Genomic DNA, 14,588 nt, shown 5'->3' with positions numbered 1-14,588 from the left:
CTGCGTAACGGGTGGGGATGTTGGCGAAATTGTCGGAACCCGAGTGGATCATGACCGCGGTGCCGCTGTCGCCGTTCTTCAGGTCCTCGACCGTGAAGGCGTCGGTGGTGGTGACCAACTCGGCCGTGCCGTCGGCCAGAACCTGCAGCGAGGTGAGGTCACCGCTCGCGGGGTGCCCCGAGTGGCCTTCGGCCTGGAAGTGCCCGCCGGCGGACAGGAAGTTTCCGGGCGCACCCCCGGTCGGTGCCACGGAGTTCGTCTCACACTTGCCGACGGAGTGCACGTGGAAACCATGGAAGCCGGGCGTCTGATCCTTGACGGAAACGGTGACCTCGACGTGGCTGCCTGCCTGCTTGAACGTTGCGGTGCCCACGTCTTCGCCCTCGGCGTTCTTCAGCGTCGCGCTGACCGCGCCGCTCTCCGCGGACTCACTGGAACCGCTCTCGGCGTCGCCGGGAACGCCTGCAGCACTGGGATCGGCGGCGCCGGTCCAGACGGGAGGAGTAGTGCCGGGAACGTCGGTCGGCTCCTCGTTGTTACTGCAGGCGGTCAGTCCGAGTGCTGCAATGGCCACCACCGGGGTGACAATGCGCCAGGACATCCGACGGGTAGAACTCGAGGCCATCAAACCGCTCCTTTGAGGTGGCGAAGAAGTGCATCTGATCATAACCGCGGCGATGGTGCACCGACCGTCCGGTCTACTGCGCGGACGTGACGATGACGATCACACCGGCGGACGAATTGGCGATACCCGGGAACCGCGGCTGGGCCGACACCCCGAGTTGCGCGGCGATCTCCGTCGCCGCTTCCTTCTCGGCGGCGGAAGTCCCGTAGTACACAGTGGTTTCGGAGATGGTGCCGTCGCTGTAGTTGCCGGTTTCCGACACCGTCCACCCCGAGGACATCAGTTCGGTGGCCGTCTGGCTCGCGAGACCGGTGACATTGCTGTTGTTGAGCACCCGCACCGGGACCGACGCCGCGTCGGCGGACTTCGAGGTACTCGAGGCACCGGACGTGGTGCTCGCCGCGGGCGTCGAGGTGGCGCCCGCGGCTCCGGCAGCCGTCGTCGGACGCACGGCGGCGGTGGTCGTGGCAGCCGCCGTGGTGGTGACGGTGGCGGCGGTCTCCTCCGAGTCCGAACCTCCGAGGGAGGCGAACCCGAGACCCGCGAACAGAATCGCGAGGGCGATCAGCACCATCGCGAGGGCACGTAACGGCGGGCCGGACGATTCGGGTTTCGGAGTACTCACGATGTCGACCTTAGCGACCGGGTGCTACGTGACGTCGAACCCGAGGCGGCGGGCGGCGCGGGCCTTCTGCCTGCTCGCGCGCAGCCGTCGCAGGCGCTTCACGAGCATCGGGTCGGCTGCGAGTGCCTCCGGCCGGTCCACCAGTGCGTTGAGAACCTGGTAGTACCTGGTGGCGGACATGTCGAACAGCTCTTTGATCGCTTCTTCCTTCGCGCCGGCGTACTTCCACCATTGGCGCTCGAAGGACAGGATGTCGTGCTCCCGACGCGAGAGGCCGTCGTCACCGACGTCCTTGACCCCCGCCGAGTTGTCGCCGTCGGTGCGCTCGGACTGGTTCCGACTACGCGCTGTTGCGCCGTCCATCTCACTCCTCGACTACTAGCTCTCGCTCGACCTCAGCGAAACCACGTTCCCCCGGCTCCTCGATCGCGTGGCCGACCGAGCAACGAATTACACCACTGTTCTTCAGCGACTATTCAACCATGACGAACGCCGCGGGCAGTGCGAACGGCTCGGGCGCGCCGCACTATCCTTGACGACCATGGCCATCCTCCCCATCCGGATCGTGGGCGACCCGGTATTGCACGAACCGACCGAGGCAGTGTCCCAGTCACCTGCGGAACTCGCTGAGATCATCGCCGACATGTACGACACGATGGACGCCGCCAACGGCGTCGGGCTCGCCGCCAACCAGGTCGGCCTGCCGCTGCGGTTGTTCGTCTACGACTGCCCGGACGTCGACGGGAACGGCACGGCACTCCGCCGCCGGGGTTGCGTCGTCAACCCGGTCCTCGAAACGTCGGAACGACCCGAGACCATGCCGGATCCGGACGACGACGTCGAGGGCTGCCTGTCGGTGCCGGGCGAGCAGTTCCCCACCGGACGGGCCGAGTGGGCGAAGGTCACCGGCACCGACGCCGACGGCAACGCCGTCGAGATCGAGGGACACGGCTTCTTCGCACGCATGCTGCAGCACGAGGTCGGTCACCTCGACGGCTTCCTCTACGTCGACATGCTGGTGGGCCGCAACGCACGCGCCGCCAAGAAGACCATCAAGCGTGCCGGCTGGGGCGTTCCCGGCCTCAGCTGGGTGCCGGGAACGGTCGAAGACCCCTTCGGGCATGACGACTGACATTCCGCTCGGAAGCCGAGTAGTGCTGCGATATCAGCTGCCACCCGGCCACAGCCATCCGATGACCGACGTCATCGGGGTGCTGGAGAGCGTCGAACCGGCGGTGGTCGTCCGCGCCGCGGACGGCTCCGTGGTCGAGGTGGATCCGGAGCGGGTGATCGCGCTGAAGGCCGTCCCCGCGCGACCGGTGCGCGCGAGCGAGATCCGGTCCCTCGAACTGGCCTCGGCCGACGGCTGGCCGGGCGTCGAGCACGCGTGGATCGACGGGTGGCTCGCCCGGTACGGTCACGGCTTCACCGGACGCGCCAACTCGGCGGCCCCGCTCGGCCACCGTGGGTCGGTCGGCAGCCTGGAGGACGCCTCCCCGGGCGGCACGCTCGACCGTCTGCGCGAGTGGTACGCCGAGCGCGACCGCCCGCTGCGGTTGCTGATTCCCGACCGGCTGGGCGAGGTACCGCTCGGCTGGAACGTCAGCGACGAAGTGGTCGTGATGGCAGCCGACATCGACAACCTGGCGTTGCCCGAGGGCCCACGCACCACCACGGTCACCGATCACCCCGATCCGGACTGGCTCGCCCTCTATCGCTACCGCGGGTCCGCGCTCCCCGACTTCGCGGTCGACGTGCTGGATTCGGTCCGCGGCGGCACTCTCGGGTTCGGCCGGATCGGCGCCGCCGACTCGACGCTGCTGGCCGTCGCCCGCGGATCCGTCACGTCCGCGCCCGACGACCGCCGGTGGGTCGGGCTCACCGCGGTCGAGGTCGCGGAGGCTCACCGCCGCCACGGAATCGGCAGCCTCATCTGCGGCGACATGATCAACTGGGGACGCGAACACGGCGCGACCCACGCGTGTCTGCAGGTCGCCGTCGAGAACGAGGGCGCCCAGGCGATGTACCGCAACCTCGGCTTCGTGGCCCACCACCGGTACCGCTACGCCACCGAACCTGTCGGCTGACGACCTGTCGGAGAGTGCCGCTAGGGTGGCTGCCGTGCGCATCGCAACCTGGAACGTGAACTCTGTTCGTGCCCGTACCGACCGGATCCTGGACTGGCTCCAGCGGTCCGACGTCGACGTGCTGGCGATGCAGGAAACCAAGTGCAAGGACGAGCAGTTCCCGTACGAGCGTTTCCGCGAACTGGGCTACAAGGTCGCGCACGTGGGCCTCAGCCAGTGGAACGGCGTCGCGATCGCGTCCCGCGTGGGTCTCGACGACGTGCAGATCGGGTTCGAGGATCAGCCCGGTTTCCACAAGGACCCCGAGGTCGCGCCCGCGCAGGAAGCCCGCGCCATCGGCGCCACGTGCAACGGCGTCCGCATCTGGAGCCTGTACGTCCCCAACGGCCGTGAGCTGGCCGATCCGCACTACACGTACAAGCTCGACTGGCTGGCGAAGTTGCACACCGATGCGGTCGGGTGGCTGGGGCAGAACCCGGACGCGCAGATCGCATTGGTCGGCGACTGGAACGTGGCCCCCACCGACGAGGACGTCTGGGATCCGGCGCTGTTCGAGGGCAAGACGCACACGTCCGTCCCCGAGCGTGAGGCCTTCCAGGCATTCATCGAATCCGGATTCGCCGACGTCGTCCGGCCGCACACCCCCGGCCCCGGCGTCTACACCTACTGGGATTACACCCAGTTGCGGTTCCCGAAGAAGCAGGGAATGCGCATCGACTTCGTGCTGGGATCGCCTGCCCTCGCCGGCCGTGTCGACAAGGCCGAGATCGACCGCAACGAACGCAAGGGCAAGGGCGCCAGCGATCATGCGCCGGTCATCGTCGACCTCGGCGACTGAGTACGCAGCACACCGAGCGCCACGACCGCGCACCCGAACCCGATGAGCACACCGTGCCCGATGCGCAATGGGGCGTCGACGTAGAACTGCGGGATGAACAGTGCGAACCCCACCGCCATCGGGATCCCCGCCCAGCCCGCGAGCAGCCGGGATCGGGCGATCGCCACGGCGGCCGCCGACGCGCCGACCGCGACGAGTAGCAGTCCTGCGGCGAACAGCGTCGCCTGCGCCGCCCCCATCCGCACGCTCTCGGCGAGGGTCGTGACGGCCCCCTCGTCCAGGCCGCTGCCGCCCAGGGCGTGCAGCGCGAACGTTTCGGCACCGTAGTAGGGCAGCGTCAGCCCTGTCCCGATCCACGACGCCGCCACTGCGACCACCGCCGCTCGTTCGCCACCCGTCCCATTCAGCAGTCCGCTGAGCGCGACGAGCGCAAGCCCGAACGCGATGAACCCGCCGACGGCGGCGAGGTGAGCGATGAGCCACCACGGTGAGGCGAACTCGGCCCGTCCGTCCGGCGCCCCACCCGCCGCGTAGGGACGCACCACGGGGTAGACGACGAACAGGACACCGGCGAGGGCGAACAGCGCCGCGGCGCAGATCCGTGCGACCCCGGTACGACTCTCGATCCGATCCGACACGGCCATGACGACTCCCTCGAATGTGAGCACCGCTCTCTATACAGAGCAGTATTCACAGCGGAGTCGCAGATGGCAAGAGCAGTGCTCTCGAAAGTAGGGCTACTCGGCAACCAGAACGTCGAGATGCTCCGGATGCAGCGCCAGGTAGCGCTGGACATACGTGCAGATGGGGCGCACTTTCCAGCCACGCCGACGCGCCGAGCTCAACGCCTCGCCCACGAGGATTGCGGCCAGCCCTTGCCCACCGAACTCTTCCTTGACGACCGTGTGCATGAACGCGACCACCTCGCCCGGCTTCGCGGTGAATCCGGGAATGTCGTCCTCGTCCCGATAGCCGAGGATGCCGACCAACTCGTCCCCGAGCCACAGATCGAATCGTTCGTGGGCAGGGTTGTCGAGCACGCGAGCCTCAGCGGCCGTGATGTTCCCGGACGACCCGGAACTGTTCGAAGTGTGATCCATGCCACTCATGGAATCAGCAAGGCGGCATCCTCGCGAGCGGAATCGCCGCCCCCGGCACCGTTTCGTTGCCGACGAGTGCCCGATTCGTGCCCCGACCGTCGTCAGCCCTCCACCGGGACGACGAGATCGCGGTACTCGGGGTGCGCCGAGACGAAGCGCTGCACGTACGTGCACACGGGCCGGACCTTCCAGCCGTAACCGCGGGCGAGGTCGAGGGAGCGACCCACCATGAGGGCGGCGAGTCCGCGGTGGCCGAAGTCCTCCACGATCACCGTGTGCATGAACGAGACCACCGGCGCCTGCCGCCCCCGACCCTTCGGACCCGGCGGCCGGGCGGCCACCACCCCCACGCCGGCACCGGCGCCGGGCGGCGCGTCTGCAAGGGCGAAATACCCAAGGATGCCGACCAGGTCACCACTCAGGCGTAGCTCGAATCGGTTCTGATCGGCGTTGTCGATCACGTCCACAACCTGCGCGTCTGTCAGCATGGTTATCTCCTGGGGGTGTGTGTCGTAACCGAAATGTGATGTTCATCACCCTTTATACCGATGCCGGGAACCGCTGTCCAAGTTTCACCCGAATGATTGCTCACAGAGATCTCGGTTACAGTTTGTGGGACAACTACACATCCACGGGGGCTCGCACCAGCGGGCTGAGAGGACGGCTAGGGCCGTCGACCGTCGAACCTGTCCGGGTAATGCCGGCGTAGGGAGCATCATCGATGAGCACAAACGTATCTACAGCCACGTCCGTCACCACGGGGCCGATCGAGGGCAGCACCAAGCAGTACCTGCTGTCGGGCGACGACGTCCGGGTGCCGGTCCGGCGCGTACACCTCACCAACGGTGAGCACCTCGACGTGTACGACACGTCGGGTCCGTACACCGACGCGGACGCCGCGATCGACCTGGAAGCGGGACTGCCGCATCTGCGTGCACCGTGGATCGCCGATCGGGCGGGCACCCAACTCGACGCCGCCCGCGCCGGCGTCGTCACCCCCGAGATGCAGTATTGCGCTGCACGCGAGGGTGTTTCACCCGAGGCGGTGCGCGCCGAGGTCGCGGCGGGACGCGCCGTGATCCCGGCCAACCGCTGCCATCCCGAACTCGAGCCGATGATCATCGGCAAGGCGTTCGCAGTCAAGATCAACGCGAACATCGGCAACAGCGCGGTCACGTCGTCGATCGCGGAAGAGGTCGAGAAGATGGTGTGGGCGACGCGATGGGGCGCCGACACCATCATGGACCTGTCCACCGGCAAGAACATCCACGAGACCCGGGAATGGATCCTGCGCAATTCGCCCGTGCCCGTGGGAACCGTGCCGATCTACCAGGCGCTCGAGAAGGTCAACGGAGACCCGACGGCACTTACGTGGGAGATCTACCGCGACACCGTGATCGAGCAGTGCGAGCAGGGCGTCGACTACATGACGGTCCACGCCGGGGTGTTGCTCCGCTACATCCCGCTGACCGCGAAACGCGTCACCGGCATCGTCTCCCGCGGCGGTTCGATCATGGCGGCCTGGTGCCTGGCCCACCATCGGGAGTCGTTCCTGTACACCCACTTCGACGAACTGTGCGAGATCCTCCACCGCTACGACGTCACGTTCTCGCTCGGTGACGGCCTGCGCCCCGGCTCCATTGCGGACGCCAACGACGAGGCCCAGTTCGCGGAACTGCGCACCCTCGGCGAGCTCACGCGGATCGCGAAATCCCATGGAGTGCAAGTGATGATCGAAGGTCCCGGGCACGTCCCGATGCACAAGATCGTGGAGAACGTGCGCCTCGAGGAAGAGTTGTGCGAGGAGGCACCGTTCTACACCCTCGGGCCGCTCGCCACCGACATCGCGCCGGCGTACGACCACATCACGTCCGCGATCGGCGCGGCGATGATCGCGCAGGCCGGCACCGCGATGCTCTGCTACGTGACACCCAAGGAACACCTGGGACTGCCGAATCGGGACGACGTCAAGACCGGGGTCATCACGTACAAGATCGCGGCGCACGCCGCGGACCTCGCGAAGCAGCATCCGCGGGCGCAGGAGCGGGACGACGCGCTGTCGAAGGCCCGGTTCGAATTCCGCTGGCACGACCAGTTCGCGCTGTCCCTCGACCCGGATACCGCGCGGGAGTTCCACGACGAGACGCTGCCCGCCGAGCCGGCGAAGACGGCCCACTTCTGCTCGATGTGCGGCCCGAAGTTCTGTTCGATGCGGATCTCCGCCGACGTGCGCGAATACGCGCAGCGACACGGACTCGATTCGGTCGAAGCCATCGAGGCGGGCATGGCCGAGAAGTCGAGTGAGTTCGTCGACGCAGGTGGTCGCGTATATCTGCCCGTCGAATCCGTCACCTCAGAGAATCGGTAAGGTCCCCTTCGTGAAGCTGCTGCCCCTGACCCCCGACGGCCAGACCCCCGTCCGCGTCCTCACCATCGCCGGCACCGATTCCGGCGGCGGCGCCGGGATCCAGGCCGACTCGCGGACGATGGCGCTGTGCGGCGTCCACGCCTGCGTCGCTGTTGCCGCGGTGACGGTGCAGAACTCGGTGGGCGTCAGCGGTTTCCACGAGATTCCGCCGGAGACGGTGGCCGCGCAGGTGCGGTGCGTCGTCGACGACATCGGGGTCGGGGCAGCGAAGACGGGCATGCTGGCGTCGACGGCCATCATCGAGGCCGTCGCCGCCGTGTGCACCGAGGTCGGGATCGGCCGCGACCAACCGGTCCCGCTGGTCGTCGACCCGGTGTGCGCGTCGATGCACGGAGATCCGCTCCTGCACGCCGAGGCGCTGGACGCCGTGCGGAACACGCTGATCCCGATCGCCACGGTGGTCACCCCGAACCTCGACGAGATCCGGCTGATCACCGGCATCGAGGTGGTGGACGACGCGACCGCGCGCCGGGCCGCCGAGGCGCTGCACGCACTCGGGGCGAAGTGGTCGATCGTGAAGGGCGGCCATCTCCGGACGTCGGCGTCGAGCACCGATCTGCTGTTCGACGGCGACAGGTTCCTCGAGTTCAGCAGTCCCCGTATCGACACCGGCAACGATCACGGCGGCGGCGACACCCTCGCGGCCGCCATCGCGAGCGCTCTAGCCCACGGGTGGTCCGTGCCCGATGCGGTGGCGTTCGGCAAGGAATGGGTCACCAAGTGTCTGGAGGCGTCGTACGACCTGGGCGCCGGTCACGGCCCCGTCTCTCCCCTGTGGCGACTCCGTCACTCGTGAGTACTTGTTAACGTCCGGCGGTTAAGAAGTACTCACGGGCGGCGGAGCCGCAACCGCCAGATACCGAGATCGGAAGGCACCCCGCTGGGCGCGGGGGCGAAGAAGGCGCGTCGCCACGGTTTGACGCCGACACCCAGTTCGTCGAGGGTGCCCGGCTGCAGACTCTCCAGCGTGGCGGACGACGCCATCACGTTGCCGTCGCCGCCCAGTTCCATCATGCGTGCCGCGATCGTCACGTCCACGCCGAGCCAGTCGCTGCCGATCTGCCGGGGCACACCGGTGTGCATGCCGACGCGCATGCGGGGGCGGTAGCCGTCCACCTCCACCTCCGCGAGAGCCTCCTGCGCGGCGAAGACGGCGTCGATCGCGCGGTCCGGGCTCGGGAAGACGGCCATCACGCCGTCCCCCAGGCGTTTCACCACGTGTCCTCCGCGGTCGACGATGGGGGTCTCGACGGCTCGGGCGACGTCACGCAGCAGGGCGAGGGTGGCGCTGTCACCGGCGGGCAGCGACCAACTGGAGAACCCCACCAGGTCGGTGAACACAATGGTCACTTCCTGCGTTCCCCGGCCGCGTCCGGTGCGCTCGAGCAGCGCCTGCCACACCTGCAGCGCGCCGAGGCTCATCTCGCGGGACGCGCCCGGCTGGTGGTCGAGGAAGCGATCGGCGACGCGGGCGATGGCCCGTGCGCTGCCGGGGCCTGCCGTCGACAGTGGATCGCCGAACGCCGGATCGCCGGGTAGCGCACGACGAACCCTCCGCAGCCCTTCGATCAGCTGTGGCTGCCGGTTCACCGATCCCATCCAGCCCAGAACCTTGTCGCCTCGTTTCGGTGTCTGCGCAGCGTCGAGTTCGGCACTGTCCTCTTCGGCCGGGTCGTCGCTCACGAGAGTAAGGGTAACCCAGCGTCACATGCACAAACCCGTGTCGAATCGGACATCACTCCGCCGCCCGCGCCTTCTCCCGGTCCGCGCCGGTGGGGACACCGTTCGGCCCGGCGAGCGACTCCGCATAGACCCCGACGGCATACGCGACCGCGGCGGCATTCTTGGCGAGCGCGGCCCGGTTCACGTTCTCGAGGGTGTCGGTCGCGCTGTGGTAGTTCTCGTCGTACACCACATCCGGGGTGCCGCCCCACTTCTGTGCCTGCTCGGGGGTCTTCGTCTCGTCGGCGCCGCTGAACACGCCGCCCGAGGGGATGCCGTGCTCGATGAACGGACCGTAGTCGGATCGGCCGTCGAAGTCCGTGCCGTCGGCGGCGACCCCGTTGCCCTTAAGGAACTCGATGAACGTGCGCTCGATGCCCGCGGAACCCTCCGGTCCGGGCCCCTCGCCGACTTTGTCGGAGTTGTCGCCGTCGTACGCCAGGTAGCCGGCGTTCTCGGAACCGAGCATGTCGAAGTTCAGGTACAGCGCGATGTCGTTCCGCTGGTCCTCGCTGAGGCTGTTCACGTAGGCCTCCGAACCGAGCAGACCCAATTCCTCGGCGCCCCAGAACGCGAAGCGCACCGCGTTGTCGACGTCGGGCGAACCGCCGAGTTGCACCGCCGTTTCGAGGGTCGCGGCGACGCCGGTGCCGTTGTCGTTGATGCCGGGACCGTCCGGGACGCTGTCCAGGTGGGCGCCGACCATCACGACGTCCTCGGTCGAACCGGTCTTCGTCTGGGCGATGACGTTACGAGCGGTGCTCGACTCGGTGGTGGTGTCGAGGGTGAGGGTGACGTCACCCCCGGCCTGCTCGAGCGCGGCGCCGTCCGCCTTGCTCACTCCGCCCGTGGGTACCTTGCCCACGTCCGGATCGCCGAGAGTTCCGCCGTTCATCGGCCCGTCCTCGTTGTTGACGACGATCACGCCTGCGGCGCCGCGCTCGGACGCGAGCTGCTGCTTGGCCGCGAACGGGCACACCCCGCGGTTGACGAGGACGATCGCCCCGGTCACGTCGAGGCCGTCGTAATCGGTGACCTCGCATCCCGGACTCTCGTCCTTGGGGGCGGGCACCAGGCGGGCGGTGATCCCGTCCGGACCGGTGGACGGCGAATACGCCAGTGCACGCACCTCGAAATCACGGTCGCCGGACCTGAGCGCCTCCGTCCGGACGTCGAAGTTGTGGAACTCGAACTCTGGGGTCTCGACGTCGAAGCCCTTGTCTTCCAGCACCTGTGCGACGTAGTCGACGCTGTCGTCGTAGCCGGAGGTTCCGGCCGCGCGGTTGCCGTTGTTGTTCTCGGCGATCGTCTGCAGTTGCTCCAGGTGCCCCACCACACCGCCCTCGGTGACCGAGGCCGCGAGAGCGCTCGCATCGACCGGCGGCGAATCGGGTTCGCTCGTCGACGAGCACCCGGCCAAGACCATCGCACCGGCCACTCCGACTGTGAAGGCTCCCCGTAGTCGCATGTCGGGAGCCTAACGCAGAAGCACCTGTGGGCCGGCGCGAATGGATTTCGCACCGGCCCACAGGCTCCCGCCCCGCCGTCACCCTCAGCCAGGTCTCCCGACGATCACCTGGCGGAGGAACGGGGCGAAAGTACTGTATCGGGTGTCAGGCGTCGCGCTTGTTGACGACCACCAGGCCGGCCCCGAAGATCACGAAGACGAACACCGCGAAGTAGACCAGGCTGCCCCACGGGCCCCAGTGGAAGTCGACCCCCTGCGGCGCCCCCAAAAAGTTGTTGGCGTTGAGGAACGGCAGGAAGGGCATGATCTTCTGGCCGAACGACCCGAACAGGTTGAACAGGCTCTCGATCAGCAGCGGCCACAGCAGCAGCAGGGCGATCGCGCCTGCCGACTGGCGCAGCAGCGTGCCGACGCCGACGGCGAGAACCACGCACAGGAACGCGTAGATCGGGACGCCGTAGATCGACCGCCAGGCGTCGTCACCCGACAGCGTGAGCGCCGCTCCTGCCTCGTCACCCGCGGTCGCCTTCGCGATGGCGTACGCGCCGAACGTGAGCACGAATGTCAGCACCGCACCGAACGCGCCGATCAGGCCCGCCTTCGCGATGAGGACGGACGCCCGGTTCGGGATGGCCTGGAACGTGGTGCGGATGACGCCGAACCGGTATTCGCTGGTCACGGCCAGTGCCGCGAGGATCATCAGGACCAGCACGCCGAATCCGGAGACACCGCCGACGGCGTCCGACATCTGCGGCAGGAACGGATCGAAATCCGGTTGCTTACCGTCCGCGATCTGGTTGTTGAAGGAGTTGATGCTGGCCTTCGCGCTCAGCCCGATGACTGCGGCGAGGCCAAGGCCCAGCACGATGATGATGACCGTGCACCACCACGGCGACCTCGTCGACGTGATCTTGATCCGTTCGGCATTGAGAACAGCCATTACAGTGCACCCCTCATCACATCTTCGACGCCCTCTGCGTGGTACTGCACGTCGTCTCCGGTCAACTTCATGAAGGCGTCCTCCAGCGATCCGCGCTGAGATGCCAACTCGTACAGGACGATGCCCTGCGAACCGGCGATCCCGCCGACGACGTCCGTCGACGAATCCACCACCACGAGCGCCTGCTGCCCGTCGGATCCGTCCTCGCGCACGGTGAGCCCGTTGGACGTGAGCGCGCTACGCAACGCGTCCAGCTGGGGGCTCCGCACCCGCACCGTCGATTCCGAGGACTTGCTGACGAACTCGGACACGGTGGTGTCGGCGATCAGACGCCCCCGGCCGATGACCACCAGATGTTCTGCGGTGAGCGCCATCTCGGACAGCAGGTGGCTCGACACCAGCACGGTGCGTCCCTCCGCCGCGAGGCGCTGCATGAACTTCCGGATCCAGACGATGCCCTCCGGGTCGAGCCCGTTCACCGGCTCGTCGAACAGCAGCACCTTCGGGTCGCCGAGTAGCGTGGCGGCCAGGCCCAGGCGCTGCGACATGCCGAGCGAGAACCCGCCTGCCTTCTTCCCGGCCACCTCGGTGAGCCCGACGAGGTGCAGCACCTCGTCGACCCGGCTCTTCGGCAGCGAGTTGGACGCCGCCATCCACTGCAGGTGGGCGCGGGCCGAGCGGTTGGGGTGCACCCACTTCGCGTCGAGCAGAGCCCCCACCGTCCGCAGCGGCTGCACCAGGTCGCTGTACGGTTTGCCGTCGATCAACGCGCTGCCCGCCGTGGGGCGGTCCAACCCGAGGATCATGCGCATCGTCGTCGATTTGCCTGCACCGTTCGGGCCGAGGAAGCCGGTGACCATACCCGGCTTCACGTTGAACGTCAGGTTGTCCACCGCCCTCGTCGCACCGAAGGTCTTTGTCAGTCCCCTCACTTCAATCATGATGAGAAGGATGCCCGAACCTGCGGACGGCGCGCATCGGCCGCAGGTCTACTCCCGGCTCGTCCCCTGGTACCGGTCGGACCCTGAGCCGGACCCCGACGCGACCCCGAGGACTACGACGACGCCTGCGCCCAGAACCGCTTGGGAATCCGGCCCGCGTGACGTGCCTCGTACCCCGCCACCACGGCCCCGCGCATCGCCGACGCCATGAGCGCCGGATCCTTCGCCCTGGTCACAGCCGTGGCCAGCAACACCGCATCGCAGCCGAGTTCCATCGCGAGGGTAGCGTCGCTTGCGGTCCCGATGCCGGCGTCGAGGATGACGGGCACCCCCGCACCGTCCACGATCATCTCGATGTTGTGCGGGTTCGCGATACCGAGCCCGGTGCCGATCGGCGAACCCAGCGGCATCACGGCCACGCAGCCCACGTCCTCGAGTCTGCGGGCCAGAACCGGGTCGTCGGTGGTGTAGGGCAGGACGACGAATCCGTCGTCGACCAGTTGCTCTGCAGCGCTGACCAACTCGATGGCGTCGGGCATCAGGGTGCGCTCGTCGGCGATGACCTCGAGCTTCACCCAGTCGGTCTCGAGCGCCTCACGGGCGAGTTGCGCCGTCAACACAGCCTCGGCCGCACCGCGACACCCCGCGGTGTTGGGCAGCGGGGCGATGTCGAGCCGGCGCAGCAGGTCCAGCACACCGGTGCCGCCTGCGGCGTCGACGCGGCGCATCGCGACCGTGGTCAGCTCGGTGCCGGACGCGACGAGCGCCTCTTCGAGCACCGTGAGGTTGGCGGCGCCGCCGGTGCCCATGATCAACCGTGAACCGAACGTGCGTCCCGCGATCGTGAGGCCCTTCTGCACGCCGGGCGTCGCGTCAGCCACCCTGCACCGCCGTGAGGATCTCGATCTCCCAGCCCCGGACCACGAGCTCGTCCCACCGGGCGCGCGGGAACACGGCGCCGTTCACTGCCACCGCGATGCCCTTGGTGGGCAGGTTCAGCACCTCCAGCAGCCCGGTGACGGTCAACGGTTCCGTGAACTCGTGGTCCTCGCCGTTGACGCTGATGCCGATCGGCACCACTACTTGCTGCTCACTCATCTCTACCTCGCTACTTTCTCGAAACGTTCGGGGTCGGCGGCTTTCGCCTCGACCAATGCCGAGCCCTCCAACAATGCCATCGTCGCGTCGGCGGTCACCGGGGTGAGCAGGATGCCGTTACGGCCGTGTCCCGTCGCCACCACGACCCGATCGGACACCCGGCCGATCAGCGGCAGGTTGTCCGGGGTCATCGGACGCAGACCCGCCGAGGTCTCGTGCAGTTCGTACTCGCCGATGGCGGGCATCAGGGCCTCGGCGTCCGCGATCAGGTCGCGCACACCGGCCACCGTGACCTGCGTGTCGTTGCCCGACTCGTACTGGGTGGCACCGACGACGATGCCGTCGGCACGCGGCACCAGGTAGGCGGGCCTGCCGTGCACGCTGCCGCGGATGGTCCGGCCCGGCGCGGGGGTCACCCCGGGACGCGAGCGCAACCGCAGGATCTCGCCCTTCACCGGGCGAACCGGAAGCCCGGGCCACAGGGCCGGTGACGCGATGCCCGCGGTGACGACGATCTGGTCGGTGTCGAGCCGGTCGAGGCTGTGCACGGCCTCCCCGATCAGCTCCACTCCGGCGTCGGCGGCGCACCGCTGCAGCGCCTGCAACAGCAGCCTGTTGTCCACGGCCAGTTCGTCGACGGCCAAGAGTCCCAATCGGACTCCGCGACCCAGCATCGGCTCGAGGGCCCGGACTTCGGCGCGGCCCAGGATCTGCAG

18 protein-coding genes and 1 riboswitch are annotated in these 14,588 nt (G+C 68.0%); of the genes, 5 read left to right on the top strand and 13 right to left on the bottom strand.

Annotation, left to right across the window (positions count from 1 at the left end):
• The 3 genes from G9373_RS42595 to G9373_RS42585 form a co-directional block, all read right to left on the bottom strand.
• The coding region (locus G9373_RS42595) for a superoxide dismutase family protein (RefSeq protein WP_167120904.1) at nucleotides 1-625 on the bottom strand (625 nt) is incomplete at its 3' end.
• Between the two features lie 73 nt (nucleotides 626-698).
• Entirely contained in the window at nucleotides 699-1,250 is a 552-nt protein-coding gene (locus G9373_RS42590) for a LytR C-terminal domain-containing protein (protein WP_005563834.1), read from the bottom strand.
• A gap of 24 nt (nucleotides 1,251-1,274) precedes the next feature.
• Nucleotides 1,275-1,613 carry a DUF3263 domain-containing protein gene (locus G9373_RS42585; protein ID WP_005251738.1) on the bottom strand — a complete coding sequence of 113 codons (339 nt, stop codon included), beginning with the start codon at nucleotides 1,611-1,613 and terminating at the stop codon, nucleotides 1,275-1,277.
• Between the two features lie 178 nt (nucleotides 1,614-1,791).
• Between G9373_RS42585 and G9373_RS42580 the strand changes: the two genes are divergently transcribed.
• The 3 genes from G9373_RS42580 to G9373_RS42570 are packed head-to-tail and all read left to right on the top strand — an operon-like array spanning nucleotide 1,792 to nucleotide 4,175.
• Nucleotides 1,792-2,382 (top strand): peptide deformylase, encoded by a 591-nt coding sequence (locus G9373_RS42580; protein WP_005251736.1) that lies wholly within the window; start codon nucleotides 1,792-1,794, stop codon nucleotides 2,380-2,382.
• The gene (locus tag G9373_RS42575; protein ID WP_133985038.1) at nucleotides 2,372-3,337 is read left to right on the top strand and encodes a GNAT family N-acetyltransferase; all 966 of its coding nucleotides are present in this window, start codon (nucleotides 2,372-2,374) and stop codon (nucleotides 3,335-3,337) included. Before G9373_RS42580 ends, G9373_RS42575 begins: the two co-directional genes overlap by 11 nt.
• 34 nt (nucleotides 3,338-3,371) lie before the next feature.
• On the top strand, nucleotides 3,372-4,175 hold the full coding sequence (locus tag G9373_RS42570) for an exodeoxyribonuclease III (protein ID WP_005563838.1): 804 nt from the start codon (nucleotides 3,372-3,374) through the stop codon (nucleotides 4,173-4,175).
• Here G9373_RS42570 and G9373_RS42565 read toward each other — a convergent pair.
• From G9373_RS42565 to G9373_RS42555, 3 genes are all read right to left on the bottom strand, one after another.
• Nucleotides 4,142-4,819 (bottom strand): hypothetical protein, encoded by a 678-nt coding sequence (locus G9373_RS42565; protein ID WP_133985040.1) that lies wholly within the window; start codon nucleotides 4,817-4,819, stop codon nucleotides 4,142-4,144. The two genes, G9373_RS42570 and G9373_RS42565, sit on opposite strands and share 34 nt — an antisense overlap.
• Before the next feature lie 93 nt (nucleotides 4,820-4,912).
• On the bottom strand, nucleotides 4,913-5,275 hold the full coding sequence (locus tag G9373_RS42560) for a GNAT family N-acetyltransferase (RefSeq protein ID WP_005563840.1): 363 nt from the start codon (nucleotides 5,273-5,275) through the stop codon (nucleotides 4,913-4,915).
• A gap of 101 nt (nucleotides 5,276-5,376) precedes the next feature.
• The gene (locus tag G9373_RS42555; protein ID WP_005264400.1) at nucleotides 5,377-5,763 is read right to left on the bottom strand and encodes a GNAT family N-acetyltransferase; all 387 of its coding nucleotides are present in this window, start codon (nucleotides 5,761-5,763) and stop codon (nucleotides 5,377-5,379) included.
• 133 nt (nucleotides 5,764-5,896) lie between these two features.
• Nucleotides 5,897-6,004: riboswitch (TPP riboswitch) on the top strand.
• Here G9373_RS42555 and thiC point away from each other — a divergent pair.
• Together thiC and thiD are read left to right on the top strand one after the other, a co-directional pair.
• A complete protein-coding gene (gene thiC / locus G9373_RS42550; protein WP_133985042.1) occupies nucleotides 5,997-7,643 on the top strand; it encodes a phosphomethylpyrimidine synthase ThiC in 1,647 nt (548 codons plus the stop codon). Its footprint overlaps the riboswitch before it by 8 nt.
• 10 nt (nucleotides 7,644-7,653) lie before the next feature.
• Nucleotides 7,654-8,499, top strand: a complete 846-nt coding sequence (gene thiD, locus G9373_RS42545) for a bifunctional hydroxymethylpyrimidine kinase/phosphomethylpyrimidine kinase (protein ID WP_005264402.1) — start codon at nucleotides 7,654-7,656, stop codon at nucleotides 8,497-8,499.
• A 32-nt stretch (nucleotides 8,500-8,531) separates the two neighbouring features.
• On the opposite strand, the gene G9373_RS42540 is transcribed toward thiD, so the two are convergent.
• The 7 genes from G9373_RS42540 to G9373_RS42510 all read right to left on the bottom strand — a co-directional run.
• Nucleotides 8,532-9,386, bottom strand: coding sequence for an adenylate/guanylate cyclase domain-containing protein (locus G9373_RS42540; RefSeq protein WP_005563843.1), 855 nt, complete (start codon nucleotides 9,384-9,386; stop codon nucleotides 8,532-8,534).
• A gap of 52 nt (nucleotides 9,387-9,438) precedes the next feature.
• Nucleotides 9,439-10,893: a M20/M25/M40 family metallo-hydrolase gene (locus G9373_RS42535; protein WP_043788361.1), complete on the bottom strand. Its 1,455-nt coding sequence runs from the start codon at nucleotides 10,891-10,893 to the stop codon at nucleotides 9,439-9,441.
• A 145-nt stretch (nucleotides 10,894-11,038) separates the two neighbouring features.
• Nucleotides 11,039-11,833 carry an ABC transporter permease gene (locus G9373_RS42530; RefSeq protein ID WP_005265052.1) on the bottom strand — a complete coding sequence of 265 codons (795 nt, stop codon included), beginning with the start codon at nucleotides 11,831-11,833 and terminating at the stop codon, nucleotides 11,039-11,041.
• Nucleotides 11,833-12,774 carry an ATP-binding cassette domain-containing protein gene (locus tag G9373_RS42525; RefSeq protein WP_167120903.1) on the bottom strand — a complete coding sequence of 314 codons (942 nt, stop codon included), beginning with the start codon at nucleotides 12,772-12,774 and terminating at the stop codon, nucleotides 11,833-11,835. The genes G9373_RS42530 and G9373_RS42525 overlap by 1 nt, the downstream gene beginning before the upstream one ends.
• 113 nt (nucleotides 12,775-12,887) lie before the next feature.
• Entirely contained in the window at nucleotides 12,888-13,655 is a 768-nt protein-coding gene (locus G9373_RS42520; protein ID WP_005251713.1) for a thiazole synthase, read from the bottom strand.
• Nucleotides 13,648-13,872 (bottom strand): sulfur carrier protein ThiS, encoded by a 225-nt coding sequence (gene thiS / locus G9373_RS42515; protein WP_005251712.1) that lies wholly within the window; start codon nucleotides 13,870-13,872, stop codon nucleotides 13,648-13,650. Before thiS ends, G9373_RS42520 begins: the two co-directional genes overlap by 8 nt.
• 2 nt (nucleotides 13,873-13,874) lie before the next feature.
• Nucleotides 13,875-14,588: FAD-dependent oxidoreductase (locus tag G9373_RS42510; RefSeq protein ID WP_167120902.1), on the bottom strand; the 714-nt coding region annotated here is incomplete at its 5' end.

Origin of the sequence: Rhodococcus sp. A14 (assembly GCF_011603105.1) — a bacterium.
GTDB lineage: Bacteria > Actinomycetota > Actinomycetes > Mycobacteriales > Mycobacteriaceae > Rhodococcus_F > Rhodococcus_F opacus.
The sequence above is the reverse complement of the archived record's forward strand: the minus strand, read 5'-3'. Positions and strand labels throughout refer to the sequence as shown.